The 23,739-nt window shown below is 72.6% G+C and carries 20 protein-coding genes and 1 pseudogene; 15 read left to right on the top strand and 6 right to left on the bottom strand.

Annotated elements, in window-relative coordinates:
• Positions 1–89 precede the first annotated feature (89 nt).
• From ACIRJT_RS25190 to ACIRJT_RS25180, 3 genes are all read left to right on the top strand, one after another.
• Positions 90–1,088 carry an ATP-binding cassette domain-containing protein gene (locus tag ACIRJT_RS25190; RefSeq protein ID WP_403912941.1) on the top strand — a complete coding sequence of 333 codons (999 nt, stop codon included), beginning with the start codon at positions 90–92 and terminating at the stop codon, positions 1,086–1,088.
• Positions 1,085–2,749 carry an ABC transporter permease gene (locus ACIRJT_RS25185; protein WP_403912939.1) on the top strand — a complete coding sequence of 555 codons (1,665 nt, stop codon included), beginning with the start codon at positions 1,085–1,087 and terminating at the stop codon, positions 2,747–2,749. Before ACIRJT_RS25190 ends, ACIRJT_RS25185 begins: the two co-directional genes overlap by 4 nt.
• 162 nt (positions 2,750–2,911) lie before the next feature.
• Entirely contained in the window at positions 2,912–3,328 is a 417-nt protein-coding gene (locus ACIRJT_RS25180; protein ID WP_403912937.1) for a hypothetical protein, read from the top strand.
• 271 nt (positions 3,329–3,599) lie between these two features.
• Here ACIRJT_RS25180 and ACIRJT_RS25175 read toward each other — a convergent pair whose 3' ends face one another.
• Positions 3,600–5,039: a hypothetical protein gene (locus ACIRJT_RS25175; protein WP_403912934.1), complete on the bottom strand. Its 1,440-nt coding sequence runs from the start codon at positions 5,037–5,039 to the stop codon at positions 3,600–3,602.
• 194 nt (positions 5,040–5,233) lie between these two features.
• Between ACIRJT_RS25175 and ACIRJT_RS25170 the strand changes: the two genes are divergently transcribed.
• Positions 5,234–6,505 carry a molybdopterin-dependent oxidoreductase gene (locus ACIRJT_RS25170; RefSeq protein ID WP_403912932.1) on the top strand — a complete coding sequence of 424 codons (1,272 nt, stop codon included), beginning with the start codon at positions 5,234–5,236 and terminating at the stop codon, positions 6,503–6,505.
• Positions 6,506–6,899: 394 nt separating this feature from the next.
• On the opposite strand, the gene ACIRJT_RS25165 is transcribed toward ACIRJT_RS25170, so the two are convergent.
• Genes ACIRJT_RS25165 through ACIRJT_RS25155 form a run of 3 tightly spaced genes read right to left on the bottom strand, consistent with a single transcriptional unit; the run spans position 6,900 to position 9,243 of the window.
• A complete protein-coding gene (locus ACIRJT_RS25165; RefSeq protein ID WP_403912929.1) occupies positions 6,900–7,805 on the bottom strand; it encodes a class I SAM-dependent methyltransferase in 906 nt (301 codons plus the stop codon).
• Complete coding sequence (locus ACIRJT_RS25160) at positions 7,802–8,479, bottom strand: DUF2064 domain-containing protein (protein ID WP_403912927.1); 678 nt, start codon at positions 8,477–8,479, stop codon at positions 7,802–7,804. The genes ACIRJT_RS25165 and ACIRJT_RS25160 overlap by 4 nt, the downstream gene beginning before the upstream one ends.
• Positions 8,476–9,243 (bottom strand): glycosyltransferase family 2 protein, encoded by a 768-nt coding sequence (locus ACIRJT_RS25155; RefSeq protein WP_403912925.1) that lies wholly within the window; start codon positions 9,241–9,243, stop codon positions 8,476–8,478. The genes ACIRJT_RS25160 and ACIRJT_RS25155 overlap by 4 nt, the downstream gene beginning before the upstream one ends.
• A gap of 118 nt (positions 9,244–9,361) precedes the next feature.
• Between ACIRJT_RS25155 and ACIRJT_RS25150 the strand changes: the two genes are divergently transcribed.
• Together ACIRJT_RS25150 and ACIRJT_RS25145 are read left to right on the top strand one after the other, a co-directional pair.
• A complete protein-coding gene (locus tag ACIRJT_RS25150) occupies positions 9,362–10,159 on the top strand; it encodes a response regulator transcription factor (protein WP_403912923.1) in 798 nt (265 codons plus the stop codon).
• On the top strand, positions 10,156–11,262 hold the full coding sequence (locus ACIRJT_RS25145; RefSeq protein ID WP_403912920.1) for a sensor histidine kinase: 1,107 nt from the start codon (positions 10,156–10,158) through the stop codon (positions 11,260–11,262). The genes ACIRJT_RS25150 and ACIRJT_RS25145 overlap by 4 nt, the downstream gene beginning before the upstream one ends.
• Before the next feature lie 11 nt (positions 11,263–11,273).
• On the opposite strand, the gene ACIRJT_RS25140 is transcribed toward ACIRJT_RS25145, so the two are convergent.
• Complete coding sequence (locus tag ACIRJT_RS25140; RefSeq protein WP_403912917.1) at positions 11,274–12,371, bottom strand: NAD-dependent epimerase/dehydratase family protein; 1,098 nt, start codon at positions 12,369–12,371, stop codon at positions 11,274–11,276.
• A gap of 90 nt (positions 12,372–12,461) precedes the next feature.
• Positions 12,462–12,974: a nitroreductase family deazaflavin-dependent oxidoreductase gene (locus ACIRJT_RS25135; protein WP_403912914.1), complete on the bottom strand. Its 513-nt coding sequence runs from the start codon at positions 12,972–12,974 to the stop codon at positions 12,462–12,464.
• A gap of 165 nt (positions 12,975–13,139) precedes the next feature.
• Here ACIRJT_RS25135 and ACIRJT_RS25130 point away from each other — a divergent pair, with 165 nt between their 5' ends.
• From ACIRJT_RS25130 to ACIRJT_RS25090, 9 genes and pseudogenes are all read left to right on the top strand, one after another.
• Positions 13,140–13,664: a MarR family winged helix-turn-helix transcriptional regulator gene (locus ACIRJT_RS25130; RefSeq protein ID WP_403912911.1), complete on the top strand. Its 525-nt coding sequence runs from the start codon at positions 13,140–13,142 to the stop codon at positions 13,662–13,664.
• Between the two features lie 171 nt (positions 13,665–13,835).
• Positions 13,836–14,048, top strand: a pseudogene (locus ACIRJT_RS25125) (hypothetical protein); the annotation flags it as partial.
• A gap of 230 nt (positions 14,049–14,278) precedes the next feature.
• On the top strand, positions 14,279–15,646 hold the full coding sequence (locus ACIRJT_RS25120) for a lysine N(6)-hydroxylase/L-ornithine N(5)-oxygenase family protein (RefSeq protein WP_403912908.1): 1,368 nt from the start codon (positions 14,279–14,281) through the stop codon (positions 15,644–15,646).
• A gap of 78 nt (positions 15,647–15,724) precedes the next feature.
• Complete coding sequence (locus tag ACIRJT_RS25115; RefSeq protein ID WP_403912905.1) at positions 15,725–16,783, top strand: FecCD family ABC transporter permease; 1,059 nt, start codon at positions 15,725–15,727, stop codon at positions 16,781–16,783.
• The gene (locus tag ACIRJT_RS25110) at positions 16,780–17,841 is read left to right on the top strand and encodes a FecCD family ABC transporter permease (protein WP_403912902.1); all 1,062 of its coding nucleotides are present in this window, start codon (positions 16,780–16,782) and stop codon (positions 17,839–17,841) included. Before ACIRJT_RS25115 ends, ACIRJT_RS25110 begins: the two co-directional genes overlap by 4 nt.
• 36 nt (positions 17,842–17,877) lie before the next feature.
• Entirely contained in the window at positions 17,878–18,771 is an 894-nt protein-coding gene (locus tag ACIRJT_RS25105; RefSeq protein ID WP_403912899.1) for an ABC transporter ATP-binding protein, read from the top strand.
• Between the two features lie 108 nt (positions 18,772–18,879).
• Positions 18,880–19,929 carry an iron-siderophore ABC transporter substrate-binding protein gene (locus ACIRJT_RS25100; RefSeq protein WP_403912896.1) on the top strand — a complete coding sequence of 350 codons (1,050 nt, stop codon included), beginning with the start codon at positions 18,880–18,882 and terminating at the stop codon, positions 19,927–19,929.
• Between the two features lie 97 nt (positions 19,930–20,026).
• Entirely contained in the window at positions 20,027–21,820 is a 1,794-nt protein-coding gene (locus ACIRJT_RS25095; protein WP_403912894.1) for an ABC transporter ATP-binding protein, read from the top strand.
• Between the two features lie 211 nt (positions 21,821–22,031).
• Entirely contained in the window at positions 22,032–23,732 is a 1,701-nt protein-coding gene (locus tag ACIRJT_RS25090; protein WP_403913174.1) for an ABC transporter ATP-binding protein, read from the top strand.
• Positions 23,733–23,739 lie beyond the last annotated feature (7 nt).

Below are 23,739 nucleotides of genomic sequence, written 5' to 3'. Positions count from 1 at the left end.
GTGTGCGCCTGTGCTTCCAGCCAGTCTATCGAGCGATTCATACAGTTTCTTAACTTCACACACTTCTGAAAGAAGCGTACTTTCGGAACATGAAGAAGGCCATCACTGTCACCGGACTGCACAAGTCGTTCGGTCGGACGCACGCCCTCGCGGGCCTGGACCTCGCCGTCGAAGCAGGCGAGGTCCACGGCTTCCTCGGACCCAACGGCGCGGGGAAGTCCACGACGATCCGCATCCTGCTGGGGCTGCTGCGCGCCGACTCCGGCGGGGCCCAACTCCTCGGCAAGGACCCGTGGAAGGACGCGGTCGAGCTGCACCGGCGGCTCGCCTACGTCCCCGGGGACGTGGAACTGTGGCCGGGCCTCACCGGAGGAGAGGCCATCGACCTGCTGGCGAAGCTGCGCGGCGGCCTCGACCGGCGGCGGCGCGACGAACTCATCGAACGGTTCGACCTCGATCCGGTCAAGAAGGGCCGTGCCTACTCCAAGGGCAACCGGCAGAAGGTCGCCATCGTCGCCGCGCTCGCCTCCGACGCCGAACTGCTCCTCCTCGACGAGCCCACGGCCGGCCTCGACCCCCTGATGGAGGTCGTCTTCCAGGACGTCATCCTCCAGGCGAAGGCGGCGGGGAAGACCGTGCTGCTCTCCAGCCACATCCTGGCCCAGGTCGAGAAGCTCTGCGACCGCGTCAGCATCGTCCGCCAGGGCCGCACCGTGCAGTCGGGCACGCTCGGCGAGATGCGCCACCTCACGCGCACGACCGTCGAGGCCGAGACCGAGCGCCCGGCCACCGGACTCGACGCGCTGCCCGGTGTGCACGACCTGAAGGCAATGGACCGGCGGGTGAACTTCGCCGTGGACGGAGCACACCTCGACGCCGCGATCCGCAGGCTCGGCGAGTTCGGCATCCGGAGCCTGACCAGCCACCCGCCGACGCTCGAAGAGCTGATGCTGCGCCATTACGGCGACGAGCTCGTGTCCAACGGCCGTACGGGGAACGGGGACCCCGCGTCCTCGGACGCCCCGACGTCCTCCGGCGCGGCCGACGCCTCCGCCCCCACCGGCGGAAAGGACGGCGTTCCCCGATGACCGGCACCGTCGCGCCGCTCGACGCCTCCGAAAGGTCCGCGCCCGCCGGGACCGCCGCTTCCGCCGCCTTCACCGGCACCGGGACCCTGGTCCGCTTCGGCCTGCGCCGGGACCGCGTCCGCATGTCCGTATGGCTGCTCGCCCTTACCCTGGGCACGCTGGCCACAGGGGCCGAGTACAAGGCGCTGTACTCCACTCCCGAGCAGCGCGCCACCGCCGTCGGCTCCATGGACAGCCCGGCCGCGCTCGCCATGACCGGCCCTCGTCACTATCTCTCCGACTACACCGCCGGGGCGATGCTCGGTCACCAGCTGCTCGGCTTCATGGCCGTCCTGGTGGGTCTGATGAGCGTCCTGATCGTCACCCGCCACACGCGCCACGAGGAGGAGACCGGCCGCGCCGAACTGGTCCGCTCCACCGTCGTCGGACACCACGCGCACCTCGCCGCCGCCCTCGTGCTCGCCGCCCTGGCCAACCTCGCGCTCGCCCTGCTGCTGGCCCTGGGGCTCACCGCGACGGGTATCGACGGAATCAGCCCCGGCGGGGCGCTGCTGTACGGCCTCACGCATGCCGCGATCGGGCTCGTCTTCGCCGGGGCCGCCGCGGTCACCGCACAGATCACGGCGCACACCCGGGGCGCCACGGGCATGGCGCTCGCGGCGATCGGCACCGCCTACGTGCTGCGGGCCTCCGGCGACGTGGGCAACGACGCCCTGTCCTGGCTGAGCCCGATCGGCTGGATCCAGCGCACCTACGTCTTCGTCGACGACCGGTGGTGGCCGTTGGCGCTCTGCCTGGCCCTCGCCGCGCTGACCGCGGCGTACGGCTTCGTGCTGAGCACCCGACGCGATGTCGGCGCGGGCCTGCGCGCCGCGCGGCTCGGCCGGCGTACGGCGTCCGACGCGCTCACCCGGCCCTTCGGCTTCGCCCTGCGGCTGCACCGGGCGACCCTGCTGGGCTTCGGCGCCGGACTGTGCCTGATGGGCGTCATGTACGGCTCCATCCTCGGCGAGGCCGCCGACATGGTGAAGGACGTCGAGCAGGTGCGGGAGGCACTGTCGAGGATCGGCGGCAGCACCGTGGCCGAGGCGTTCGCGTCCATGGTGATGGTCGTCGTCGCGGTCGTCGCCGCCGTGTACGTGGTGATGGCCGCGCTGCGACCGCGGGCCGAGGAGAGCGCCGGCCGTGCCGAACCGCTCCTGGCCACCGGCCTCTCCCGGAACCGCTGGCTCGGTAGCCATGTGGCCGTCGCCCTGGCCGGCGGCACGGCGCTTCTGGTCCTCGCCGGGCTGTGCTTCGGCCTATCGGGCGCGGCGTCGGCGGGGGACGGAGGCCTGGTCCTCGACCTGGTCGGAGCGGCCGTCGCGTACGCCCCCGCCCTGTGGGTGACCGTCGGCGTGGCCGTCCTGCTCTTCGGCTGGTTCCCGCGTGCGGGGGCGGTGGCCTGGATCGTGCCCGTGTACGCGTTCCTCATCGGGTACCTGGGGCCGATCCTCCAGCTCCCGGACTGGATGAAGAACCTGTCGCCCTTCGGCCATGTCCCCCAACTCCCGGCCGCCGGGGTGAACTGGACCCCGCTGCTCGCCCTGACCGCCGTAGCCGCCGGCCTGATCCTGCTGGGCCTGACGGGCTTCCGCCGCCGGGACCTGGAGACCAAATGACGTAAGAACCGGTGAGTGGTGCGACGGAAAGGGCTGAAACGGCGTCTTGTGACATGCGCTCGGGCGAACCAGACTTTCAGTCCGTTCGCGCCGGGGGGAGGCGTTTCGGTGTCCTCTTCCTGCCGTCGACGAGATCCGTTCGACTCTTCCGAGGAGACTGCGATGGTGGGGAACGAGAAGAGCACGGGCCGGGGACGGGCCGGCAAGGTCCGCGCGGGGCTGTTCACCGGCGTGCTGGTGGTGGGAGCCATGGCGGCGGGGGCGCCCACGGCCCAGGCCGAACCGCCGAACGGCTCGCCGTGTCTGGCGATCACCGGGGCCACTGCCTGTTTCGAGACCTCCGGTGACGACTTCCACGTCAAGGACACGGACACCGACGGCGCGTCGGCGCGGGCCAACTGGTACGTGAACTACGACCGCGACACGCCGCACTGCACGAACAGCAAGGGTGCCGGGACGTGGCACGAGTGCAAGTTCGATATGAAGGAGACGTACACGGTCTGCTGGCGGCCGGAGGTGTACAACGCGAGCACCGGGACCCTCGTCCGGGTGGGTACGTACGGCTGCACGGAGATCTAGGGCGTGTTGCGAAAGCAGCGGCGTCCGGTGCGTGCGATCGCAAGGCGGAGGGTCGCCCCGATACCGGCTGTATCGGGGTGATCCCGGCAACGCGGCGAGGGATGGGGCCTCCCCTGCTCGAGCGAAGCCGAGAGCTTGGGGAAGTGCCAGGCGTCGCCGAGCAGGCGGGACTTTCGAACACGCCCGAGCCCCCTCCGTGAAGAGCGTTCTGTCCTGGCAGTGCCGCGTCGCCGAACGCTCCTGCCAGGACAAGACGCTCTTGGAGGTTCCATCACCATCCCGTCCACAGCAGGTGGTTGATCAGCAGAGCCGGGATCGCCGACGCGGCCAGCCACCACCGCACACCCCGGTGGGGGAGCAGCGCCGTCGCCGGCAGCAGCCACAGCAGGAACGGCTGCCAGATGCGCTCGGTCTCCGCCTTGCTCATGCCGGAGAGGTCCGCGGCCAGCAGCGCCGCCAGCGCCGCCAGGACGAGCAGCGCCAGTCTCGCTTCCGGGGAGGCTGTCGCGGAACCGCCCCGCAGCGCCCGTACGGCGCCGCTCGCGGCCACGGCGCTCCGGCGCAGCCCGGCGACGGCGGCGAGCCCGGCCGCGAGGGTCGCGCAGGCCAGGTTGGCCCAGACCCAGTAGCCGTACGGGCGGACGCCGCCCGCGCCCTGGTAGTAGCGCTCCACCAACAGGTGATAGGCGGTCCACCAGTTGAACCCGGCGAGGGTGAAGGCCACCGGGACCACGAGGGCGCCGAGCAGGAACCACGGCACCGGGCGCGCGGTCCGGGCGAGCACCAGTACGGCCAGCAGGACTGCCGCCATCAGCCCCAGCCCGTAACTGAGGTAGCAGGTCCACCCGAACAGCAGACCCCCGCCCACCGCCGCCACGGCAGGGAAGCGGACCCGGCGGGTGGCGGCCAGCGCGAGCAGCGCCACCGACCAGGCGGCCACGGCCGTGAAGTAGCCGTCGGCGGAGACGCCCGCCCAGACGGCGGCCGGGGCGAGGACGAGGAAGGGCGCGGCGCGCCGGGCCAGACGCTCCTCGGCCAGCAGGCGCACGGTGATCAGGGCGGCCAGCACCCCCGAACCGCCCACCACGACGCAGAGGACGGCCGCCCAGGCGCCGCCACCGAGACCGATGCGGTCCAGCCACACGAAGGTCAGCGTCGCGCCCGGCGGATGCCCGGCGATATGCGCGGGCCAGTTGCCGGGCTCTCCGATCACGATGTGGTTCGTGAAGTCGCGCAGGGTGGCGGGAATGTCCTCGAAGCGGTCGATGACCCGCAGGTACTCGTGCTTCGTGGTGAGCCGCTTCGCGACGCCCCGGTGCCAGCCGTCGATCAGCGCCATCGAGAAGACCCAGGCCATCGACCCGGCCCAGGCCGCTGCCAGCAGCCCGCGCCAGGGCAGCCGGGCCGCGAGCGCCGGGCCGTAGGCCACCACCAGGACCGCCATGATCACAGCGGCCGGAGTGCCCGGCCCCAGGTGCGGGTCCCAGGAGGCCAGCAGCGGCGGCCACTGGGCGCGCAGACTTCCGTCCCGGTTCTGGATGACATGGCCGACGACCACCGCGGCCGTGACCAGCAGCACGCCCGCGGCGGCGGCGACCAGGTCGGCCCGCACCGCGCGCCGGGCGCGGTCGTGGTCGCGGTCCGGCGGCGCGGGTGGGCCGTGCCCGGTGCCGCCGACGGTGTTCGTGGGGGTGGCGTCCTCGGTCTTCACGCTGGCACGCTATGCACACCGGGCGGCGATCGGGCGGTACGGCAGGGCCGCGTCACGGATCCGTCAGATTCGCTCTTCAGGCGGTGATGCCTGTTGCGGCGATGCCCGTTCCCCCGCCCTGCCGCCGCGACGTCAGAATTCCGTCAGGAGTCGCGTCCGCCCGTCGGCGCTGTTCCCCGCCTAGCGTCGGCCCCATGCCCGAACGCCGTCGCATCCGCTCCCTCCCCGACTCCCTCCGCGCCCTGCGCACCCCTGCCGACCCGCAATTCTGGCGCAGCCCCGTGCGCGGAGCGCGCTTCACCGCCGTGCTCGGCGTCATCCTGCTCGTCGGACTCACCCTGCTGTTCGTCACGGGTCTGCTCTCGTACGCGGCCTACAACCCCGACCTGAACCGGGTCAACGACAAGACCCCGGGCAAGGGGTGGCTCGGCTTCTACCTGTTCTCCTGGCCGACCGGCCCGCACTGGCTCTACCGGCTGACCCAGGGCCTGCACGTCACCGTCGGCATCGTGCTCGTGCCCGTCCTGCTCGCCAAGCTCTGGTCGGTGGTTCCCCGGCTCTTCGCGCTGCCGCCCGCCCGCTCCGTTGGCCACGCCCTGGAACGGATCTCGCTGCTGCTGCTCGTGGGCGGGGCGCTGTTCCAGTTCATCACCGGACTGCTCAACATCCAGCTGGACTACCTCTTCCCCGGGTCCTTCTACACCCTGCACTTCTACGGGGCCTGGGTCTTCCTCGCCGGGTTCGTCACCCATGTGGCCCTCAAAGCGCCGCAGGCCGTACGGGTGTTGCGGGGCGGCATCCCGCGCGGCGAACCGGACACCCTCACCGCCCCGGACCCGCTGCCCGCCACCCTGTCCCGGCGCGGCGCGCTGGCCCTCGTGGGGGCCGGTTCACTCCTTCTGCTGATCACCTCGGCCGGTCGCAGCTTCGACGGGCCGCTGCGCCGCATCGCCCTCCTCACCCCGCGCGGCGGCACCGACCCGGGGCCCGGCCCGAACGCCTTCCAGATCAACAAGACCGCCGCCGCCGTACGGATCAGGCCCGCCGACACCGATGAGCGCTGGCGGCTGACGGTACGGGGGCCGGCCGGGGAGTTCCGCTTCTCCCGGGCCGAGCTGCTGGCCATGGAACAGCACGGCGCCGCGCTCCCGATCGCCTGCGTGGAGGGCTGGTCGACCTCGGACCAGCGGTGGCGCGGAGTGCGGCTCTCCTACCTGGCGGCGCTCGCCGGATACCCGGACCGGCCGCCGGGCGTGTTCGTCGAGTCGCTCCAGCGCAGCGGCTCGTTCCGCAAGGCCGCGCTCCGCGACAACCAGGTCCGCGACGGCCGCTCGCTGCTCGCGCTGGAGGTGAACGGCGCACCGCTGTCGCCCGACCACGGCTACCCGGCCAGGATCATCGTCCCCGCCGCGCCCGGGGTGCTGAACACCAAGTGGGTCGAGACCCTGACGTTCGGAGAGCTGTGATGTCCACCCGAGCCGTACCGCCCGCGTCCGCCGCCTCCCGCCGCTCGCGTTTCTCGCCGCGCCGCCTGTACGGCGAGGGCCCGCTCCACCTGCTGCTGCTCGCCGCCACGTTCTGCCTGGCCGGCTACGCGGGCGTACGGCTGCTGGACGGGGACACCGCCGGCGTACTGCTCTGGTTCGCCGGGTCGGCCGTCCTGCACGACCTGGTGCTGCTGCCGGTGTACGCGGGGGCCGACCGGGCGCTGCGCGCCGCGCTCGGCCCCCGGCAGGCCCTGGTGAACTTCGTCCGGGTGCCGGCGTTCCTCTCCGGACTGCTCCTGCTGATCTGGTTCCCGCTGATCGCCCGGCGGACCGAACGGCGGTACGAGGCCGCCGCCGGCACCTCCCCGGACGTCTACTTCGGCAACTGGCTGCTGATCACCGGCGCGCTGTTCGCGCTCTCCGCGCTCTGGCTGCTGGTCCGGGCGCTCCGCTCCCGTACGGGACGGCGCAGCGCGACGAAGGTCCGCCCCTCCGCGCCCCACTGATCGGCCGTGAGCCAGCCGCCCGCTCGGGCGTGCCGCAGCAGGGCCGGCGTCCCGATCCGCGCCCACGGGAACGGCTCGGCGTCGCGCGCGGAGGCGGCGACGGTCCTCCCGTCCGTTCCGTCCCGGCCGTCGTCCAGACGGACCCGGACCCGTTCGTCCACGTCGACGGGGGCGGTCTCGGCGATCAGCAGCCCGCCGACGCCGAGCAGATCGGCCGCCCGGCCCAGCAGAGCGGCCGGGTCGCCCCCGATGCCGATGTTGCCGTCGAGGAGCAGGAGGGTGCCCCAACGGCCCTCCCCGGGCAGCGGGTCGAACACGCTGCGGAGCAGAGCGGCGCCGCCGAGCCCGCGCGTACGGGCCACCGCCGCCTCGCTGACGTCGATGCCGAGCGCCCGGTGTCCGAGCGAGGCCAGCTCCGCCACCAGCCGCCCCGGCCCGCAGCCGATGTCCAGCACCGGCCCCTCGCACCGGTGCAGCGCGGACAGGTCGGCGGAGCCCGCGTCGGAGCACCAGCGCTCCACGTCCAGCGGCAGCAGCCAGCCGTCGCTGCGGCGCAGGTACAGCGGACCTCGGCCGGTGCGGAGGGCGTTGGCGTACGGGTCGGCTTCCCAAGGAGCGGCGCGGACCGGCGGGGCTCCGGGCGCATCCGTTCCGCCGACGGCCGCTTCGTGGACATCCACGGCGCCGACGGCCGCCGCGCGGGCCTCCGAGGGCTCGACGTGGTCGGCCGGGACCGGGGAGGCGAGCCCGGACGAGGGCACGGTCGTGCTCATCGCACTCCCGCCCCGGTCAGCCGGCCGAGCGCCGCGGCGAACCGGCCGCCCGGCACGGCCGACGCGACCCGGCGGGCGTCGGCCGCGGTGTCCACGTCGACCAGCACCGGAAGATCGCGCACGGCGAGCCCCGCCTCCACCAGCCTGCGCCGCTGTACCGCACCCGTCTCGGGGACGGACATCGGTACCCCGCGCAGCAGTGCCGGATCGGGATCCGCCAGACCGAGCGCCCAGAAGCCGCCGTCCTCGGCCGGACCGAACCAGGCCCCCACACCGTCCCAGGCGTTTGGGCCGAGAGCGGGAGCGAGCAGCGCGGCCGTGATCTGCGGGGTGTCCATGCCGACCAGGAGGGCCGGCCCCGTACACCCGCCGAAGGCCGCGGCGAGACGTTCGTCGAGACCGCCCGTGCTCTGCGCCACCACCTCGAAGCCCGCGGGCACCCAGGGGCCCGGCCGCCCGTCGAGGACCAGCACGCGCCGCCGGGCGGGAAGCGCGAGCACGGCGTCCAGCGTGTCCGCGAGCGCCGCGGCGGCGAGCTCGGCGGCCTCGGCGGGGGAGAAGGGCGGGCAGAGCCGGGTCTTGACCCGCCCCGCCACCGGCTCCTTCGCGATGACCAGCAGCTCGGTGGGCCCGTACGCGCCCGTCGAGCGGCCCTCGTGCGCGGACGCGCTCATCGGACCGCCCCCGTCTCCGGGCGTGAAACCTGTCCGGACGCGCGGTCCGCCGGTGGTTCCCGCAGCACGCCGCGCATGTCGCGCACCGCCTGCCAGGTTCCGCGCCAGGTGCCGGTCACCTTCGACTTCCCGGTGCGCGGCCGGTAGGGGACGTCGCTCTCGGCGACCCGCAGCCCGGCGTCGGAGGCCCGGACCACCATCTGGAGCGGATAGCCGCTGCGCCGGTCGGTGAGGTCCAGCGCGAGCAGATCGCTCCGGCGGGCCGCCCGCAGCGGGCCGAGGTCGTGCAGGCGCAGACCGGTGCGGCGGCGCAGCATCCGGGCCAGCGCCAGGTTGCCGGCGCGCGCGTGCGGCGGCCAGGCGCCCCGGCCCTCGGGGCGGCGGCGGCCGAGCAGCAGATCGCACTCGCCGTCCGCGATCCGCCGCACGAAGCCGGTCAGCAGCGCGGGGTCCAGCGAGCCGTCGCAGTCGCAGAAGCAGACGAAATCGGCCTCGGCGGCGAGCAGTCCGGCGTGGCAGGCCGCGCCGAACCCGCGTCGTTCCTCCGTGACGACGTGTGCGCCGAGGGAGCGGGCGAGCTCGGCCGAACCGTCGGTCGAGCCGTTGTCGACGACGATCGCGCGCCAGCCGTCGGGGATGCGATCGAGCACCCAGGGCAACGCGGCCGCCTCGTCGAGGCAGGGCAGCACGATGTCGGCCCCGGGGAGGCCGGTGTGCGGGGCGGGCGGAGTCGGAAGAGCGGCAGAAGAATCGGTCACCCGCATCACCCTACGGAGACAAGTCCGGCATTCTGGGCATCAGGTTCTTACGAAACATGGACATCGGCCGGATGGGGGCCGTCGGCTCCGGGTGTTCCGGGACGGAAGTGCCACAGTGGAGGCCATGGAGAACACCTCGCCAGCCCGGCATCCGGCGCCCGTTCCGCGGGGGGCGCGCGGTCGGGTCCTCGTCGTGGACGACGACCCGACCGTCGCCGAGGTCGTCGTGGGCTATCTGCACCGCGCCGGCTACACCGTCGAGCAGGCCGGCGACGGGCCCGCCGCACTGGCACGGTTCGCGGCACACCGCCCCGACCTCGTCGTCCTGGACCTGATGCTCCCCGCCATGGACGGGTTCGAGGTCTGCCGCCGGATGCGTGAGCACGCGCCGGTCCCCGTCATCATGCTCACCGCCCGCGGTGACGAGGAGGACCGCGTCCTCGGCCTGGAGACCGGAGCCGACGACTACGTCACCAAGCCGTTCAGCCCGCGCGAACTGGTCCTGCGGGTCGACTCCGTGCTGCGCCGCGCCCGGGCCGTCGTACCGCCGGACGGGGCCGCCCCGCTCTCCGGGGGCGGGCTGAGCCTCGACCCGGTGGCCCGGCAGGCCTACCGCGACGGGCGTGGACTGGCCCTGACACTGCGGGAGTTCGACCTGCTCGCCTTCCTCCTCCGGCACCCGGGGAAGGCGTTCGGGCGGGAGGAGTTGATGCGGGAGGTGTGGGGGTGGGACTTCGGCGACCTCTCGACGGTCACCGTCCACATCCGCAGACTGCGCGGCAAGGTCGAGACGGATCCGGCCCGCCCCCGGCTGATCCGCACCGTGTGGGGCGTGGGGTACCGCCTGGACGCCGAAGCGCACCGTACGGAGGCGGACGTGACGACCGCCCCCGTGCCGTCGGCCGGGGGCCGTTCGCGGTGAACGACGTCCTGCTCATGGCGCTCTTCGCCTTTCTGGGAGCGGCGGCCGCCGGGCTTCTCGGCGCGGGCGTCCTGCGCCTCCTGCGGCACCGTTCGCTGGTGGTCTCGCTGAGCGTCGTCGCCGGGGTCGCCGTCACGGCGATGCTCGCCGGGACGCTGACGGTCGCCTGGGCGATGTTCCTCTCGTCCCACGACCTCTACGTCGTCACGACCGTCGTCGCCATGGCCGCCCTGGTCTCCTTGGCCACCGCCATCCTGCTGGGCCGCTGGGTGGCTGCCCACAGCCGTGAACTGACCCTGGCCACGCGGTCGTTCGGCGACGGCGGCACCTTCGCCGCGCCCGCCGGGCAGTCCACCGCCGAGCTGGCGGCACTCGCCCGCGAACTGGCCGCCACCAGCGCCAAACTGGACAGCTCGCGGGAGCGGGAACGCGCATTGGAAGCCTCGCGGCGCGAACTCGTCGCGTGGATCTCGCACGATCTGCGCACCCCGCTCGCCGGGCTGCGGGCGATGGCCGAGGCGCTGGAGGACGGCATGGCCGCCGACTCCGGGCGCTATCTGCGGCAGATAAGGACCGAGGTCGAGCGGATGAACGGCATGGTCGGCGACCTCTTCGAACTCTCCCGGATCCAGGCCGGTTCGCTCACCCTGACGACGGCCCGGATCTCCCTCTACGACCTGGTCGGCGACGCGCTGGCCGGGGTCGATCCGCTGGCCCGGGAGCACGGGGTGCGGCTGATCGGCGACCGGATCGACGAGGTGCCGGTGGAGGTCGACGGCAAGGAGATGAGCCGGGTCCTGGGCAATCTCCTGATCAACGCCATCCGCCGCACCCCGCCGGACGGCACCGTGGCCGTCGCCGCGCACCGCTCCGACGGCGGCGTCGTGCTGTCGGTGACCGACAGCTGCGGCGGTATCCCGGAGGACGACCTGCCCCGGGTCTTCGACACCGGCTGGCGCGGCAGCCACGCCCGCACCCCGCCGGCCGGGGCGGGCCTCGGGCTCGCCATCGTGCGCGGCATCGTCGAGGCGCACGCCGGGCGCGCCGAGGTCCGCAACGTACGGGGCGGCTGTTGCTTCTCGGTCACGCTCCCGACAGTGTGACGTCGTCCCGGTCACGCTCCCGACAGTGTGACGGCGTTCTCCTCCCGGCGGTCATGTGAACCGCGCAGCGGGGCCGCCGCGAAGTCGCGCATCCCCTCGGCGAACGGGACCCGGGGCCGCCAGCCCAGCTCCTCGCGCAGCGCCCGCGAGTCCGCCGTGACATGGCGGACGTCCCCGAGGCGGTACTCCCCGGTCACCACCGGGTCCGGCCCGCCGTACGGGCCGGCCAGGGCGGCGGCCATCTCCCCGATGGTGTGCGGCTCGCCGCTGCCCGTGTTGTACGCCGCGAAGGACGCGTCTCCCCGCTCCCGTACCGCCTCCAGGGCCGCGGCGTTGGCCGCCGCCACATCGTGGACGTGGACGAAGTCGCGCCGCTGGCCCCCGTCCTCGTAGACCCGGGGCGCCTCGCCGCGCGCCAGGGCCGAGCGGAAGAACGAGGCGACACCGGCGTACGGGGTGTCGCGCGGCATCCCCGGCCCGTACACGTTGTGGTAGCGCAGCGACATCGCCCGGCCGCCCGTCGCCCGTGCCCACGCGGCGGCCAGGTGCTCCTGGGCCAGCTTGGTCGAGGCGTACACGTTCCGCGGGTCCACGGGGGCGTCCTCGGCGACCAGGCCGGGCGTCAGTTCCGCTCCGCAGTCCGGGCAGCGCGGCTCGAAGTCCCCCGCCCGCAGATCGGCCTCCGCGCGCGGCCCGGGGCGGACCGTGCCGTGCCGGGGGCAGGCGTAGCGACCCTCTCCGTAGACCACCATCGACCCGGCCAGCACCAGGTCCCGGACCCCGGCCGCTTCCATCTCCGCCAGCAGCACCGCCGTACCGAGGTCGTTGCACCCCACGTACAGCGGCGCGTCCGCGAAGTCCTTGCCGAGGCCGACCATGGCCGCCTGGTGGCACACGGCGTCCACCCCGGCCAGCGCGTCCGCCACCGCCTCCCGGTCCCGGACGTCCCCGACGACGACCCGGTCGCCCGGCAGCTCCGGAGGCGTGCCGCCGGGATGGGCCGAGGGCAGCAGGGCGTCCAGTACCACGCTCTCGTGCCCGGCCGCGGTGAGTGCGGCGACGACATGTGACCCGATGAACCCGGCTCCGCCGGTGACCAGTACGCGCATGACCGTAACGCTAGGGCCCGGCGCCGCGCGGTGCCGGGCACGGCGCGCACACGTCACGGGTCCGTAAGGACGTGTCCGGGGGGCGGCCGGTCACCGAACGCGCTGTCCGGGGGCGGCTTCGAGACGTACGAAGGGGATGCGGCGGCCGGCCCGCCGATAGGCGTCCGTGCTGCCGTCGGCGACATCGAAGCCCATGAAGGCGCACAGCCGACGCGCGGTGCGGGGGTGTGCGGGTGCGTAGCGGGCCATGATCTCGCCGCCCTCGTCGGCGCTCGGGAAGAGGGCGGTGACGGCGTAGTGGCGGTTGCCGACCTGGATCGTGGTCTTCGGCGAGGCGCGCAGGTTGCGGTACCAGTCGGCCTCGGGGCCGAAACCGGAGGCCAGGAACCAGGCCCCCTCCTCGCGGTCGTGCGCGACGACCTCCAGGGCCACCCGCCGGTCCAGGCCGCTGTTCCGGCCGGTGTGGTGCAGGAGCAGCAGGCGTCGGCCGAAGACCGGGCCGAGGCCCACGCGGTAGAGGGCTATGGGCAGGCGGGCGAGGCGGCGACGCCAGCCGCGCGGCAGGGGCGGGCGGCTGCGCCCGGCGTGTTGTCGTGACGCCATCACAACGCCTCCTCTGGACGCGAACGGGGGCCGACGGCACAGCGGGTGCCGACTCGAAGCTTAGTCTGTGCAATCTTTGCACAGTCTAAATCCCCTTCCTCGGCTCGGAACCCGGAAGACCGGGGGGCGGGGCGCGCCGCGCCGGGAGCAGGGTAGAAAGGTGCCATGGCCAGGAAGGCGACTCCTGCGGAGCGCATGGACGATGTGGACGCGGTGACCGGGGCGGTGCTGACGGCCTCGCGGTTGCTGGTCGCGGTGTCGGCGCGCTCGCTGGCGGAGGTCGAGGACCGGGTGACGCTGCCGCAGTTCCGGATGCTGGTGGTGCTCTCCTCGCGTGGGGCCACCAAGCTCGTGACGCTGGCGGAGCTGCTGGGGGTGGCGCCCTCGACGGCGATGCGCATGGTCGACCGGCTGATCGCGGCGGGGCTGGCGGACCGGCAGACCAACCCGGACAACCGCCGGGAGACGCTGCTCCGGCTCACGGAGGAGGGGCGTCGCGCGGTCGGGAACGTCACCGCCCGCCGGCGTCAGGAGATCGCGTCGATCGTCGAGCGCCTGACTCCGCACCAGCGGACGGCGCTCATCGAAGCGCTCACCGACTTCAACCGGGCGGGTGGCGAGCCGTCGGCCCCGCAGCCGGACGAAGGCGCCGGACCGCACCCCCTCGGCTGGGGCGACGCGACGGCCTGACCGCGGTGGCCGGGACGCTCCGCCGCCGCACAGCGGTCGGGAAGGCGCGGCGCGGTCACCGGTCACCGGTCACGGGCCGGCGGGATCTCCCCACCGAGGGCCCTGAGCTGTTCGAGGATTGTGTTGTGGGCGTGGGCGTGGGCGTGGGCGTGGGTGTCGGTGTCGGTGGGCATCGGAGTCCTGGAGTTGCCCTTCGACGAGGCCCTCGCCATGACCCGCGACGGGCGCATCGCCGACGGCAAGCCCTTTTTGCTGCTGCAATGCATAGCTCTGGACGGGCCGTTCGCCCCGGCGGCGGGCGACCGCCGAGACCGCCGTCCTTCGCCGCGGACCGGTGGCGCACATTCGGTCGCACTCCCACCCCGGCCGGTCGTGGACATGTGATGGCCGCGGTGGCGTGGCCGGGGTGCGCCGTTCGCGAGGCGCGAGCATCGCCTATTTTGAGCCAGAAGTGACGGTCCACCAGCGATGTGTCGCCTCATGTGCACTATCGACAAGGCGAGTTAGTGAGCTTAGGCTCACCTAAGTTCTGGTGGGCGGCCCGTCGGCGTGCCCGCCTTTCGAGCCCTTCCCCTCACGCCTGACAGGCGGCTTTCCCAGACGATGGGAGTGACATGTCACAGGTTCTTCCTGGCGACACACCACTGGTCCACGACCTCATCGGCATCGGCTTCGGCCCGTCCAACGTGGCCATGGCGATCGCGTTGAGCGAGCACAACAGCAAAGTCGGCAGGCAGGATTCGGTCACCGCCCACTTCTTCGAGCAGCAGTCGAGCTTCGGCTGGCACCGCGGCATGCTCATCGACGACGCCACCATGCAGGTGTCCTTCCTCAAGGACCTGGTGACGCTCCGGAACCCGGCCAGCGAGTTCAGCTTCCTGTGCTACCTGCAGAGCAAGGGCCGCCTGGTCGACTTCATCAACCACAAGAACCTCTTCCCGTTGCGCGTGGAGTTCCACGACTACTTCGAGTGGGCCGCGGCCAAGGTCGACGACCTGGTCTCCTACGGCCACGAGGTCGTCGCCGTCACGCCGTACGTCCACGACGGCACCGTGGAACACCTGGACGTGACCGTCCGCTCCGGCGGGGTGCTCACGGTCCACCGGGCCCGCAACCTCGTCGTCGGAACCGGCCTGCGCCCCCTCATGCCGGACGGCGTGCGGCGCGGCGACCGCGTCTGGCACAACTGCGACCTGTTGCGCAAGGTCGACGGACTGGAGAGCGCCTCGCCCCCGCCCTCCCGGTTCGTCGTCGTCGGCGCCGGCCAGAGCGCCGCCGAGAACGTCGCCTACCTGCACCGACGGTTCCCCGAAGCCGAGGTCTGCGCGGTCTTCTCGCGATACGGCTACAGCCCCGCCGACGACAGCAGCTTCGCCAACCGGATCTTCGACCCCGACGCGGTCGACGACTACTTCGCCGCCCCCGAGGAGGTCAAGAACCAGCTGATGGCCTACCACGGCAACACCAACTACTCCGTCGTGGACATCGACCTGATCGACGACCTCTACCGCCAGATGTACCGGGAGAAGGTGCTGGGCACCGAACGGCTGCGCTTCCTCAACGTGTCCCGGGTCACCGGAGTGGAGGAGAAGCCCGACGGCGTCCGTGCCACCGTGAGATCCCTGGTGACCGACGAGGAGTCGGAACTGGACGCCGACGTCGTGGTGTTCGCCACCGGCTACAGCCCCGCCGATCCGATCGGCATCCTCGGCGAGGTCGGCGAGCACTGTCTGCGCGACGACGCGGGCCGCGTCCGCGTGGAGCGTGACTACCGGATCGCGACCGAGCCCGGCCTGCGGTGCGGCATCTACCTCCAGGGCGGTACGGAGCACACCCACGGCATCACCACGTCGCTGCTCTCCAACACCGCGATACGGGTCGGCGAGATCCTGGACTCGCTGCTCGACCGCCGGGTCAAATCCACCTCCGACGAGTCCCGGCCGGTCGCCGGGGCGACGCCCGGAGCGACGGGCGACCGCTGACCCGCGGCGGGTTCGGCGCTCGGCCCGCGGGACGGGCCGAGCGCAAGTGATCCGATCGTAGGGATATCGTTCCTCGACATGTTCACCACCGCAGTGGAGCGCCCCGCGCCGGGGGGGACGACGGACACCCGGCGACGGCGGGTCGTGGGGCTGGGCCTCCTCACGGTGACGCTGGTGATCGCGGCGACGGTCTCGTTGGCCGTCGGGGCGCGCGCGTTGAGCCCCGGCGAGGTCTGGCACGGGTTGTTCGCGGATCCCGACCCCGACCAGAAGCTCACCGAGATCCGGCTCATCGTGCAGACCGTGCGCCTGCCCCGGACGGTCCTCGCGATCGTGGCGGGCCTGGCCCTGGGGGTCGGCGGGGCGCTGATCCAGGGGTACACGCGCAACCCCGTCGCCGACACCGGACTGCTGGGGGTGAACGCCGGGGCCTCCTTCGCGGTGGTGTCGGTCATCGCCCTGTTCGGGTTCACCGACCCGTTCCAGTACGTCTGGTTCGCCTTCCTGGGCGCGGGTGCCGCCGGCGTCGTCGTCTTCGGCCTGGCGAGCCTCGGCAGGGGCGCGGGCAACCCGCTGACCCTCGCCCTGGCCGGGCAGGGCGTCACCGTGTTCCTCGCCGCGATGACCGCGGCGGTGGCGCTGTCCGACCAGAAGTCCCTGAACGCGCTGCGGTTCTGGAACGCCGGCTCCGTGGCCGGCGTCGGATTCGACGTCATCTGGCCGGTGACGGGATTCATGGCCGTCGGCCTGATCCTGGCGCTGATCACGCTGCCCGCCCTCAACCTGCTCAACCTGGGCGACGACGTGGCGCGGGCGCTGGGGGTGAACCTCGCGGTGAGCCGCACGATCGGCATCGTCGCCGTCACCCTGCTGGCGGGGGCCGCCACGGCGGCCTGCGGCCCCATCGCCTTCCTCGGACTGATGGTGGCCCACGTGGCCCGGTATCTGACCGGCCCCGACTACCGCTGGCTGGTGCCGTACGCGGGTCTGCTCGGGTCAGGTGTCCTGCTGGTCTGCGACATCGTGGGCCGCCTGGTCGTGCGGCCGGGTGAGCTGGAATCGGGCATCGTGGTCGCCCTCCTCGGGGCGCCCTTCTTCGCGGCCCTGGTGTGGCGAGGGAAGTTCAGGAGCGCATGAACGGGACCGAAGTGAACGCGTCGATGCCGCCGGGTGTGCGGCTCGGCCGGGTGTCGTTCGTCTGGCGGCCCTGGCTCGTCCTGGTCACGCTGGTGCTCGCGGCGGCGGTCTTCCTGGTCTTCTGCCTCTCCATCAGCATCGGCGACTTCCCGATCGGCCTCTCCCGGGTGATCGCCACCATCTTCGGCCGGGGCGAGCAGGTCGACGTCTTCGTGGTCATGGACCTCCGGATGCCCCGGGCGCTGGCCGGCCTCGTGGTGGGGATCGCCCTGGGCGTGTCCGGGGCGATCACCCAGTCCGTGGCACGCAACCCGCTCGCCAGCCCGGACATCCTCGGGATCACCGCCGGGGCGGGCGCCGTCGCGGTGTTCCTGGTGACGGCGACGGGCGGGACCGCCGCCGCGGCGGCCGGCTCCGTCGGACTGCCCGCGGCGGCCCTCCTGGGCGGTCTCGGCACGGGGCTGCTGGTGTACTTCCTCGCCTGGCGGCGCGGGGTCGACGGCTTCCGGCTGATCCTCATCGGCATCTCGGTGACCGCGATGATGCAGGCGGTCACGACCTGGCTGCTGGCCTCGGCCGACATACGGGACGTGGCGCGCGCCCAGGTGTGGCTGGTCGGCTCGCTGGACAACCGGTCCTGGGACGAGGTGCGGGTGGCGTTCTGGTGCACGCTCGTCCTGCTGGCCGTCGTGGCCGTCGTCGCCTTCCCGTTCAAGCCGATGCACCTCGGCGACGACGTCGCCGCCGGGCTCGGCGTACGGTTCGGCCGGGTGCGGGCCGTCCTGCTGCTCTGCGCGGTCCTGCTGGCCGCCGTGGGGGTGAGCGCGGCGGGGCCGGTCCCGTTCGTCGCGCTGGTGGCGCCCCAGGTGGCGATGCGCCTGGCCAGGTGGCCGACGCCGCCGGTCATCGCCTCCGGTCTGGTGGGCGCGCTGCTGCTGATCGGCTCGGACCTGGTGGCCCGTGCGGCCCTGCCGGTCGGCCTGCCGGTCGGCGTGGTCACCGCCCTGATCGGCGGCCCCTTCCTGGTGTATCTGCTGGTACGGGCGAACCTCCGCTAGATGGTAGAAGTAAGCGAACCTCGACAAGGGGGGCCTGTGGCCGCTCAGTTCACCGCCCGGACCGATGCCGACGTCGGGGACGTCCCACGGCTGGCCGCCAGGGGCATCACCGTCGGCTACGGCGACCGGCCGGTCATCGACCAGCTCGACGTCGCCATTCCGCCCGGGGTCATCACGACGATCATCGGCCCCAACGGCTGCGGGAAGTCCACCCTGCTGCGGACCCTGACCCGGCTGCTCAAGCCGGCCGGCGGCACCGTCGTGCTGGACGGAGAGGACATCGGCAGGCTCCGGACCAGGGACGTGGCGAAGAAGCTCGGTCTGCTGCCGCAGGCGCCGGTCGCCCCGGACGGGCTGACCGTCGCCGACCTGGTCGCCCGCGGACGCCATCCGCACCAGAGCTGGCTGCGGCAGTGGTCGTCGGACGACGCCGACGTGGTGCGGCGCGCGCTGGCCATGACCGGGGTGGCGGACCTGGCCGACCGGTCCGTCGACTCGCTGTCCGGCGGACAACGCCAGCGCGTATGGATATCGATGACCCTGGCCCAGGGCACCGATCTGCTGCTGCTGGACGAGCCGACCACCTATCTGGACCTGGCCCACGCGATCGACGTACTCGACCTGGTCGACGATCTGCACGAGTCGGGCCGCACCGTGGTCATGGTGCTGCACGACCTCAATCTGGCCACGCGCTACAGCGACAACCTCGTCGTCATGCGGGAGGGAGCCGTCCTGGCGCAGGGGCACCCGCGGGACGTGATCACCGCCGAGCTGCTGCACGAGGCGTTCGGGCTGCGGGCCATGGTGATCGACGACCCGGTGGGCGACCGGCCGCTCATCGTGCCGATCGGCCGGGCGCACGTCCGGCCCGGGTCCCAGGGGGCGTCCGGCCGACCGCCGACCTCCGAGGGGCGGCTCAACTCGTCCTGACCAGTGGAAGGTTACCGGGTAAGGCTAGGCTGGCCTCACGTGCCACGGTACAGTCTGGCTGCCCTCGTACCGGGGCGCAGTGAACAGCGCGAAAGCAAGGGATCTTGGATGCCTCTCCATCGAACGACGCATGTGAAGCCGTGGCGACGGCTGGCCGCCGCGGTGTCCGCGGCCGCCCTCGGCATCGGTCTCCTCGCGGGATGCGGCAACGACGCGGCGGACGAGAAGAGCGACGGCGCCCCGGCCGCGGCCGGCGGCGCGTTCCCGGTCACCGTGGAGCACGCGTTCGGATCCACCGAGGTCGCCGAGGCCCCCAAGCGGGTGGTCACCGTCGGCTACACCGACGACCAGGCCGTCCTGGCGTTCGGCGTCAAGCCGGTCGGCATGGTCGACCAGTACCCGAACCCGGCGGGCCGGACGCCCGACATCAACACGCAGTGGCCCTGGGTGAAGGACCAGTGGGGCGACACACGTCCCGAGGTCGTCATGAAGAACGGCGACGCGGGTCCCAACTTCGAGAAGATCGCCTCCCTGCGCCCCGACCTGATCATCGCGGTCTACTCCGAGGTCGACGAGGCGGCCTACGAGAAGCTCTCCAGGATCGCGCCGACCGTGGGCCGCACCAAGGCCGAGAAGGAACTCTTCAGCGCCCCGTGGCAGGACAACGCGGTGCACATCGCCAAGGCGCTCGGCAAGGAGAAGGAGGGCGCCGCACTGGTGAAGGGCATTCAGGGCAAGCTGGACGCCGCGAAGAAGGCCCACCCCGAGTTCGGCGGGCAGAAGGCCGTCGCGCTGTCCTGGTACAAGGACTCGATCTCGGCCTTCACCTCCACCGACGTACGCGGACGGCTCGTCACCGGCACCGGATTCACCTACCAGACCGAGATCGACAAGATCGCCGACGGCGGCTTCTCCACCGAACTCTCCCCCGAGCGCGTCGATCTGGTGGACGTCGACCACATCTTCGTCATCAACGACAAGGCGGACACGGACGCGCTCAAGAGGTTCGAGCTGTTCACCAACCTGCCGGCCGTCAAGAACGGCAACGTCTCCTACCTGCTGGACAGCGAGGGCCCGGCGGTCGGGGCGGCGATGTCCCAGGGCACCCTGCTCTCCCTGCCGTACGCGATCGACGAGCTCGTCGCCTCGGTCGAGTAGAGACGAAGACCAAGCAGAGATGAAGACCAGGCAGAGATGAAGACCAGGCAGAGATGACGACCCACCACCCCGTGCCCCGACGAGATCCGGTCTCCGGGTGACGGCCACCGACGCTCCCGCCGCCCCGGTGACCCTGCACACGGCGAGCGGGGGTGAGGCCGCCCGCTGGGTGTCCGGGCACTGCCGGCGGGCCCCGTGGCTGACGGCCTCCACCGTCCTCACCACGGTGGTCGGGGCCGCGCTCCAGGTACTCCCGGTGCTGCTGCTCGGCCGGGTCGTCGACGGGGTGGTCGGCGGCGGATCGCGCTCGATACTCCTCACCGTCGGAGTCCTGATGGTGGCCGCCGCGCTGTTCGGCGCGGCGGCCACCGCGGCCTCCACGTTCCTGACCGGGAAGCTCGGGGCCGAACTGCTCGCGCGCCTCCGCGAGGAAGCCGTCCGCGCCGTGCTCGGGATGCCCAGCGCCCGCGTCGAAGAGGTCGGCCGGGGGGATGTGCTGTCCCGCGTCGGCGACGACGTGGCCGTGATCTCCAAGGGAATCAGGACCGCCGTCCCCACCGTGTTCTCGGCGGGCGTCCTGGTCGGCATCGCGACGATCGGCATGTTCGGTCTCGACTGGCGGCTCGGCCTGGCCGGGGCCTGCGCCCTGCCCGCGTACGCGCTCGCGCTGCGCTGGTACCTGCCCCGCTCGGCGCCCCTCTACCGGAGGCAGCGGGTGGCCCAGGCCGACCGTGCCCAGGCGCTGATCAGCGGGCTGAACGGCATCGACACGGTCCGGGCGTACCGCCTGGAGGACGCCGTACGCGACAGGGTCACCGGCGAGTCGTGGCGGGTGCGCGATCTCGGCGTGGAGGTCTTCCGCTTCTTCGGGCGGTTCGTCGGCCGGGAGAACCGGGCCGAGTTCATCGGACTCGTCCTCATCCTGCTCGTCGGATACGCCCTCCTGGAGGCGGACGCGGCCACCCTGGGTGAGGTGTCGGCCGCCCCGCTGATGTTCCACCGCCTGTTCACCCCGCTGGGCGCCATCATGTTCACCTTCGACGAGGCGCAGAAGTCCGGAGCGAGCCTCGCCCGCCTCGTCGGCGTGTTCCAGGAGCCGTCCGAGGAGCGGCTGGTGGGCGACGGATCCGTACCGCCCGCCGACGTCGCGCCCTACCCGGTCACGGTGGAGGGGCTGACCTTCAGCTATCCCGGGGCGGAGGAACCGGTGCTGCGGGAGGTGTCCCTGTCCATCCCCGCCGGCGGTTCGCTCGCCCTGGTCGGGGCGACGGGCGCCGGCAAGTCGACCCTGGCCGCGCTCATCGCCGGCATCGGGAGACCGCGGGCCGGGTCCGTGCGCATCGGGACGCACGACCTCGCGGACACGGACGAGGCGGGGGCACGCGCCCTGGTGACCATCCTGACCCAGGAGACCCACGTGTTCTCCGGTCCGCTCGTCGACGACCTGCGGCTCGCCGCGCCGGACGCGAGCGACGACGAGCTCAGGGCCGCACTGCGCACGGTCGGCGCCGGAGGGTGGGCCGCATCTCTGCCCGGTGGTCTGGACGCCGTGGTCGGCGAGGGCGGCGAGCGCCTGGACGTCACCAAGGTCGCCCAGATCGCCCTGGCCCGGCTGGTGCTCAGCCGCTCACCGGTGGTCGTGCTCGACGAGTCGACCGCGGAGGCGGGCAGCGAGGGCGCCGCCGAGCTGGAACGCGCCGTGCTGGCCGCCTGCTCCGGCCGGACCACGCTGTTCGTCGCCCACCGGCTGACCCAGGCGATGACCGCGGACCGGATCGCCGTGCTGTCGGCGGGACGCGTGGTGGAGGAGGGAACGCACGGCGAACTGGTCGAGCTGGGCGGCCAGTACGCCCGACTGTGGCGCGCGTGGCGAGAAGGCAGTCAGGTGTAGTGCCTCGCAGGGTTGTCGACACAGGCCGGACCATCCAGACCATCCGGACCATCCGGACCATCCGGACCATCCGGACCGGCCGGTGCGTCGGCCGCGGTGGGCCGGCACCGCCCGGACACCGGGGCCGGGTCCGCGGGTACGGTCCTGTCAGCACCATCCCCGATCTGTCCGTTCACCCCGCGAACCCCGGAAGCGAACGCCCGCCACCTTGATGAAGACCTCCGACACCACCCGGCCCCGCCCGGGGGCCGCCATCCTGCTGACGGCCCTGCGCCGCAACAAGGGCGCCATGATCGCGGGCACCGTGCTCATGAGCCTGTACCAGGCGGCGGAGACCGCGTTCCCCATCGCGCTCGGACTCATCGTCGAGCACACGATGCGGGACCGCGGCCTCGGCTCGCTCGGCGTCTCGATCGGATCGCTCGCCGTGATCATCACCACGGTGTCCCTGTCATGGCGGTTCGGCATGCGCGTGCTGCAGAAGGCCAACACCACCGAAGCGCACCACTGGCGGGTGCGGGTGGCCGCCTGCGGGCTCCAGCCGGTGGCCAGGGACGTGGACCTCAAGTCCGGCGAGATCCTGACCATCGCCACCGAGGACGCCGACCAGACCGCCGACATCATCGAGGTGGTGCCGCTGCTGATCAGCTCGCTGGTCGCGGTGGTCGTCGCCTCGATCGCCCTGGGCCTCGCCGACCTCCGGCTCGGTCTGCTGGTGATCGTGGGGACCGTCGCGATCCTGTCGGTACTCGCCGTGATGTCCAAGCGGATCGGGGCCAGTACGCGGGAACAGCAGGCCAAGGTGGCCCGGGCGGGCGCCAAGGTCGCCGACCTGATCAACGGGCTGCGCCCGCTGCACGGGTTCGGCGGCAACCACGCCGCCTTCGGGGCCTACCGCGAGGTCAGCACGGACGCCAAGCACCAGGCGATCACCGTCGCCCGAGTGAACGGCGCCTACGCGGGCACCGCGCTGGCCCTCAACGCGGTCCTCGCCGCGGCCGTCTCCCTGACGGCCGGCCTGCTGGCGTTCGAGGGCCGGATCACCATCGGCGAACTCGTCATGGCCGTGGGCCTCGCGCAGTTCATCATGGAACCGCTCAGACTGTTCGCCGAGATGCCCAAGTACGTGATGACGGCCCGTGCTTCGGCCGAGCGCATGGCTCTGGTCCTCTCCGCGCGGCCGGTGACGACAGCGGGGACCGGGCGCCCGGAGCCCGGCGGGAGCCTGGAGGTCGAAGGCGTACGCCACGGGACGCTCCAGGGGGTCACGTTCTCGGTGGCGGCCGGTGAGTTCGTGGCGATCGCCGCCTATCAGCCGCGCGCGGCGGCCGACCTCGCCTCCGTCCTCGCGGTGAACGCCGCTCCCCACACGTACGGGGGAGTGGTGCGGGTCGGCGGCCGGGAGATCGCCGAACTGTCGATCGAGGCCGTCCGCGAACACCTGCTGGTGAACCCGTACGACGGGGAGATCTTCGCCGGCACGCTCCGCACGAACATCGACCCGGCGGGCACCGGCCGGACGATCACGGAGGCCGTCGAGGCGTCCATGCTCACCGATGTGGTCGCCCTGCACCGCGAGGGGCTCGACCACGTGGTACGCGACCGGGGCGCGAACCTCTCGGGCGGTCAGCGCCAACGGCTCTCCCTGGCCCGTGCGCTGGCCGCCGACAGCGAGATGCTGGTCCTGCACGACCCCACGACGGCCGTCGACGCGGTCACCGAGCAGCTCATCGCGCGCAACGTCGCGAAGTTGCGCAGAGGCCGCACCACTCTGGTGATGACCAGCAGTCCGGCGCTCCTGGACGCCGCGGACCGGGTGCTCGTCCTGGACGGCGGTGTCGTCACGGCCGAGGACACCCACCGCAACCTCCTCGCCGGCGACGAGGCCTACTGCCGGGCCGTGGCCAGGTGAACCCGGA

This window comes from Streptomyces sp. NPDC102283, from assembly GCF_044766265.1.
In the GTDB taxonomy this organism is placed as follows: Bacteria; Actinomycetota; Actinomycetes; order Streptomycetales; family Streptomycetaceae; genus Streptomyces.
The sequence above is the reverse complement of the archived record's forward strand: the minus strand, read 5'-3'. Positions and strand labels throughout refer to the sequence as shown.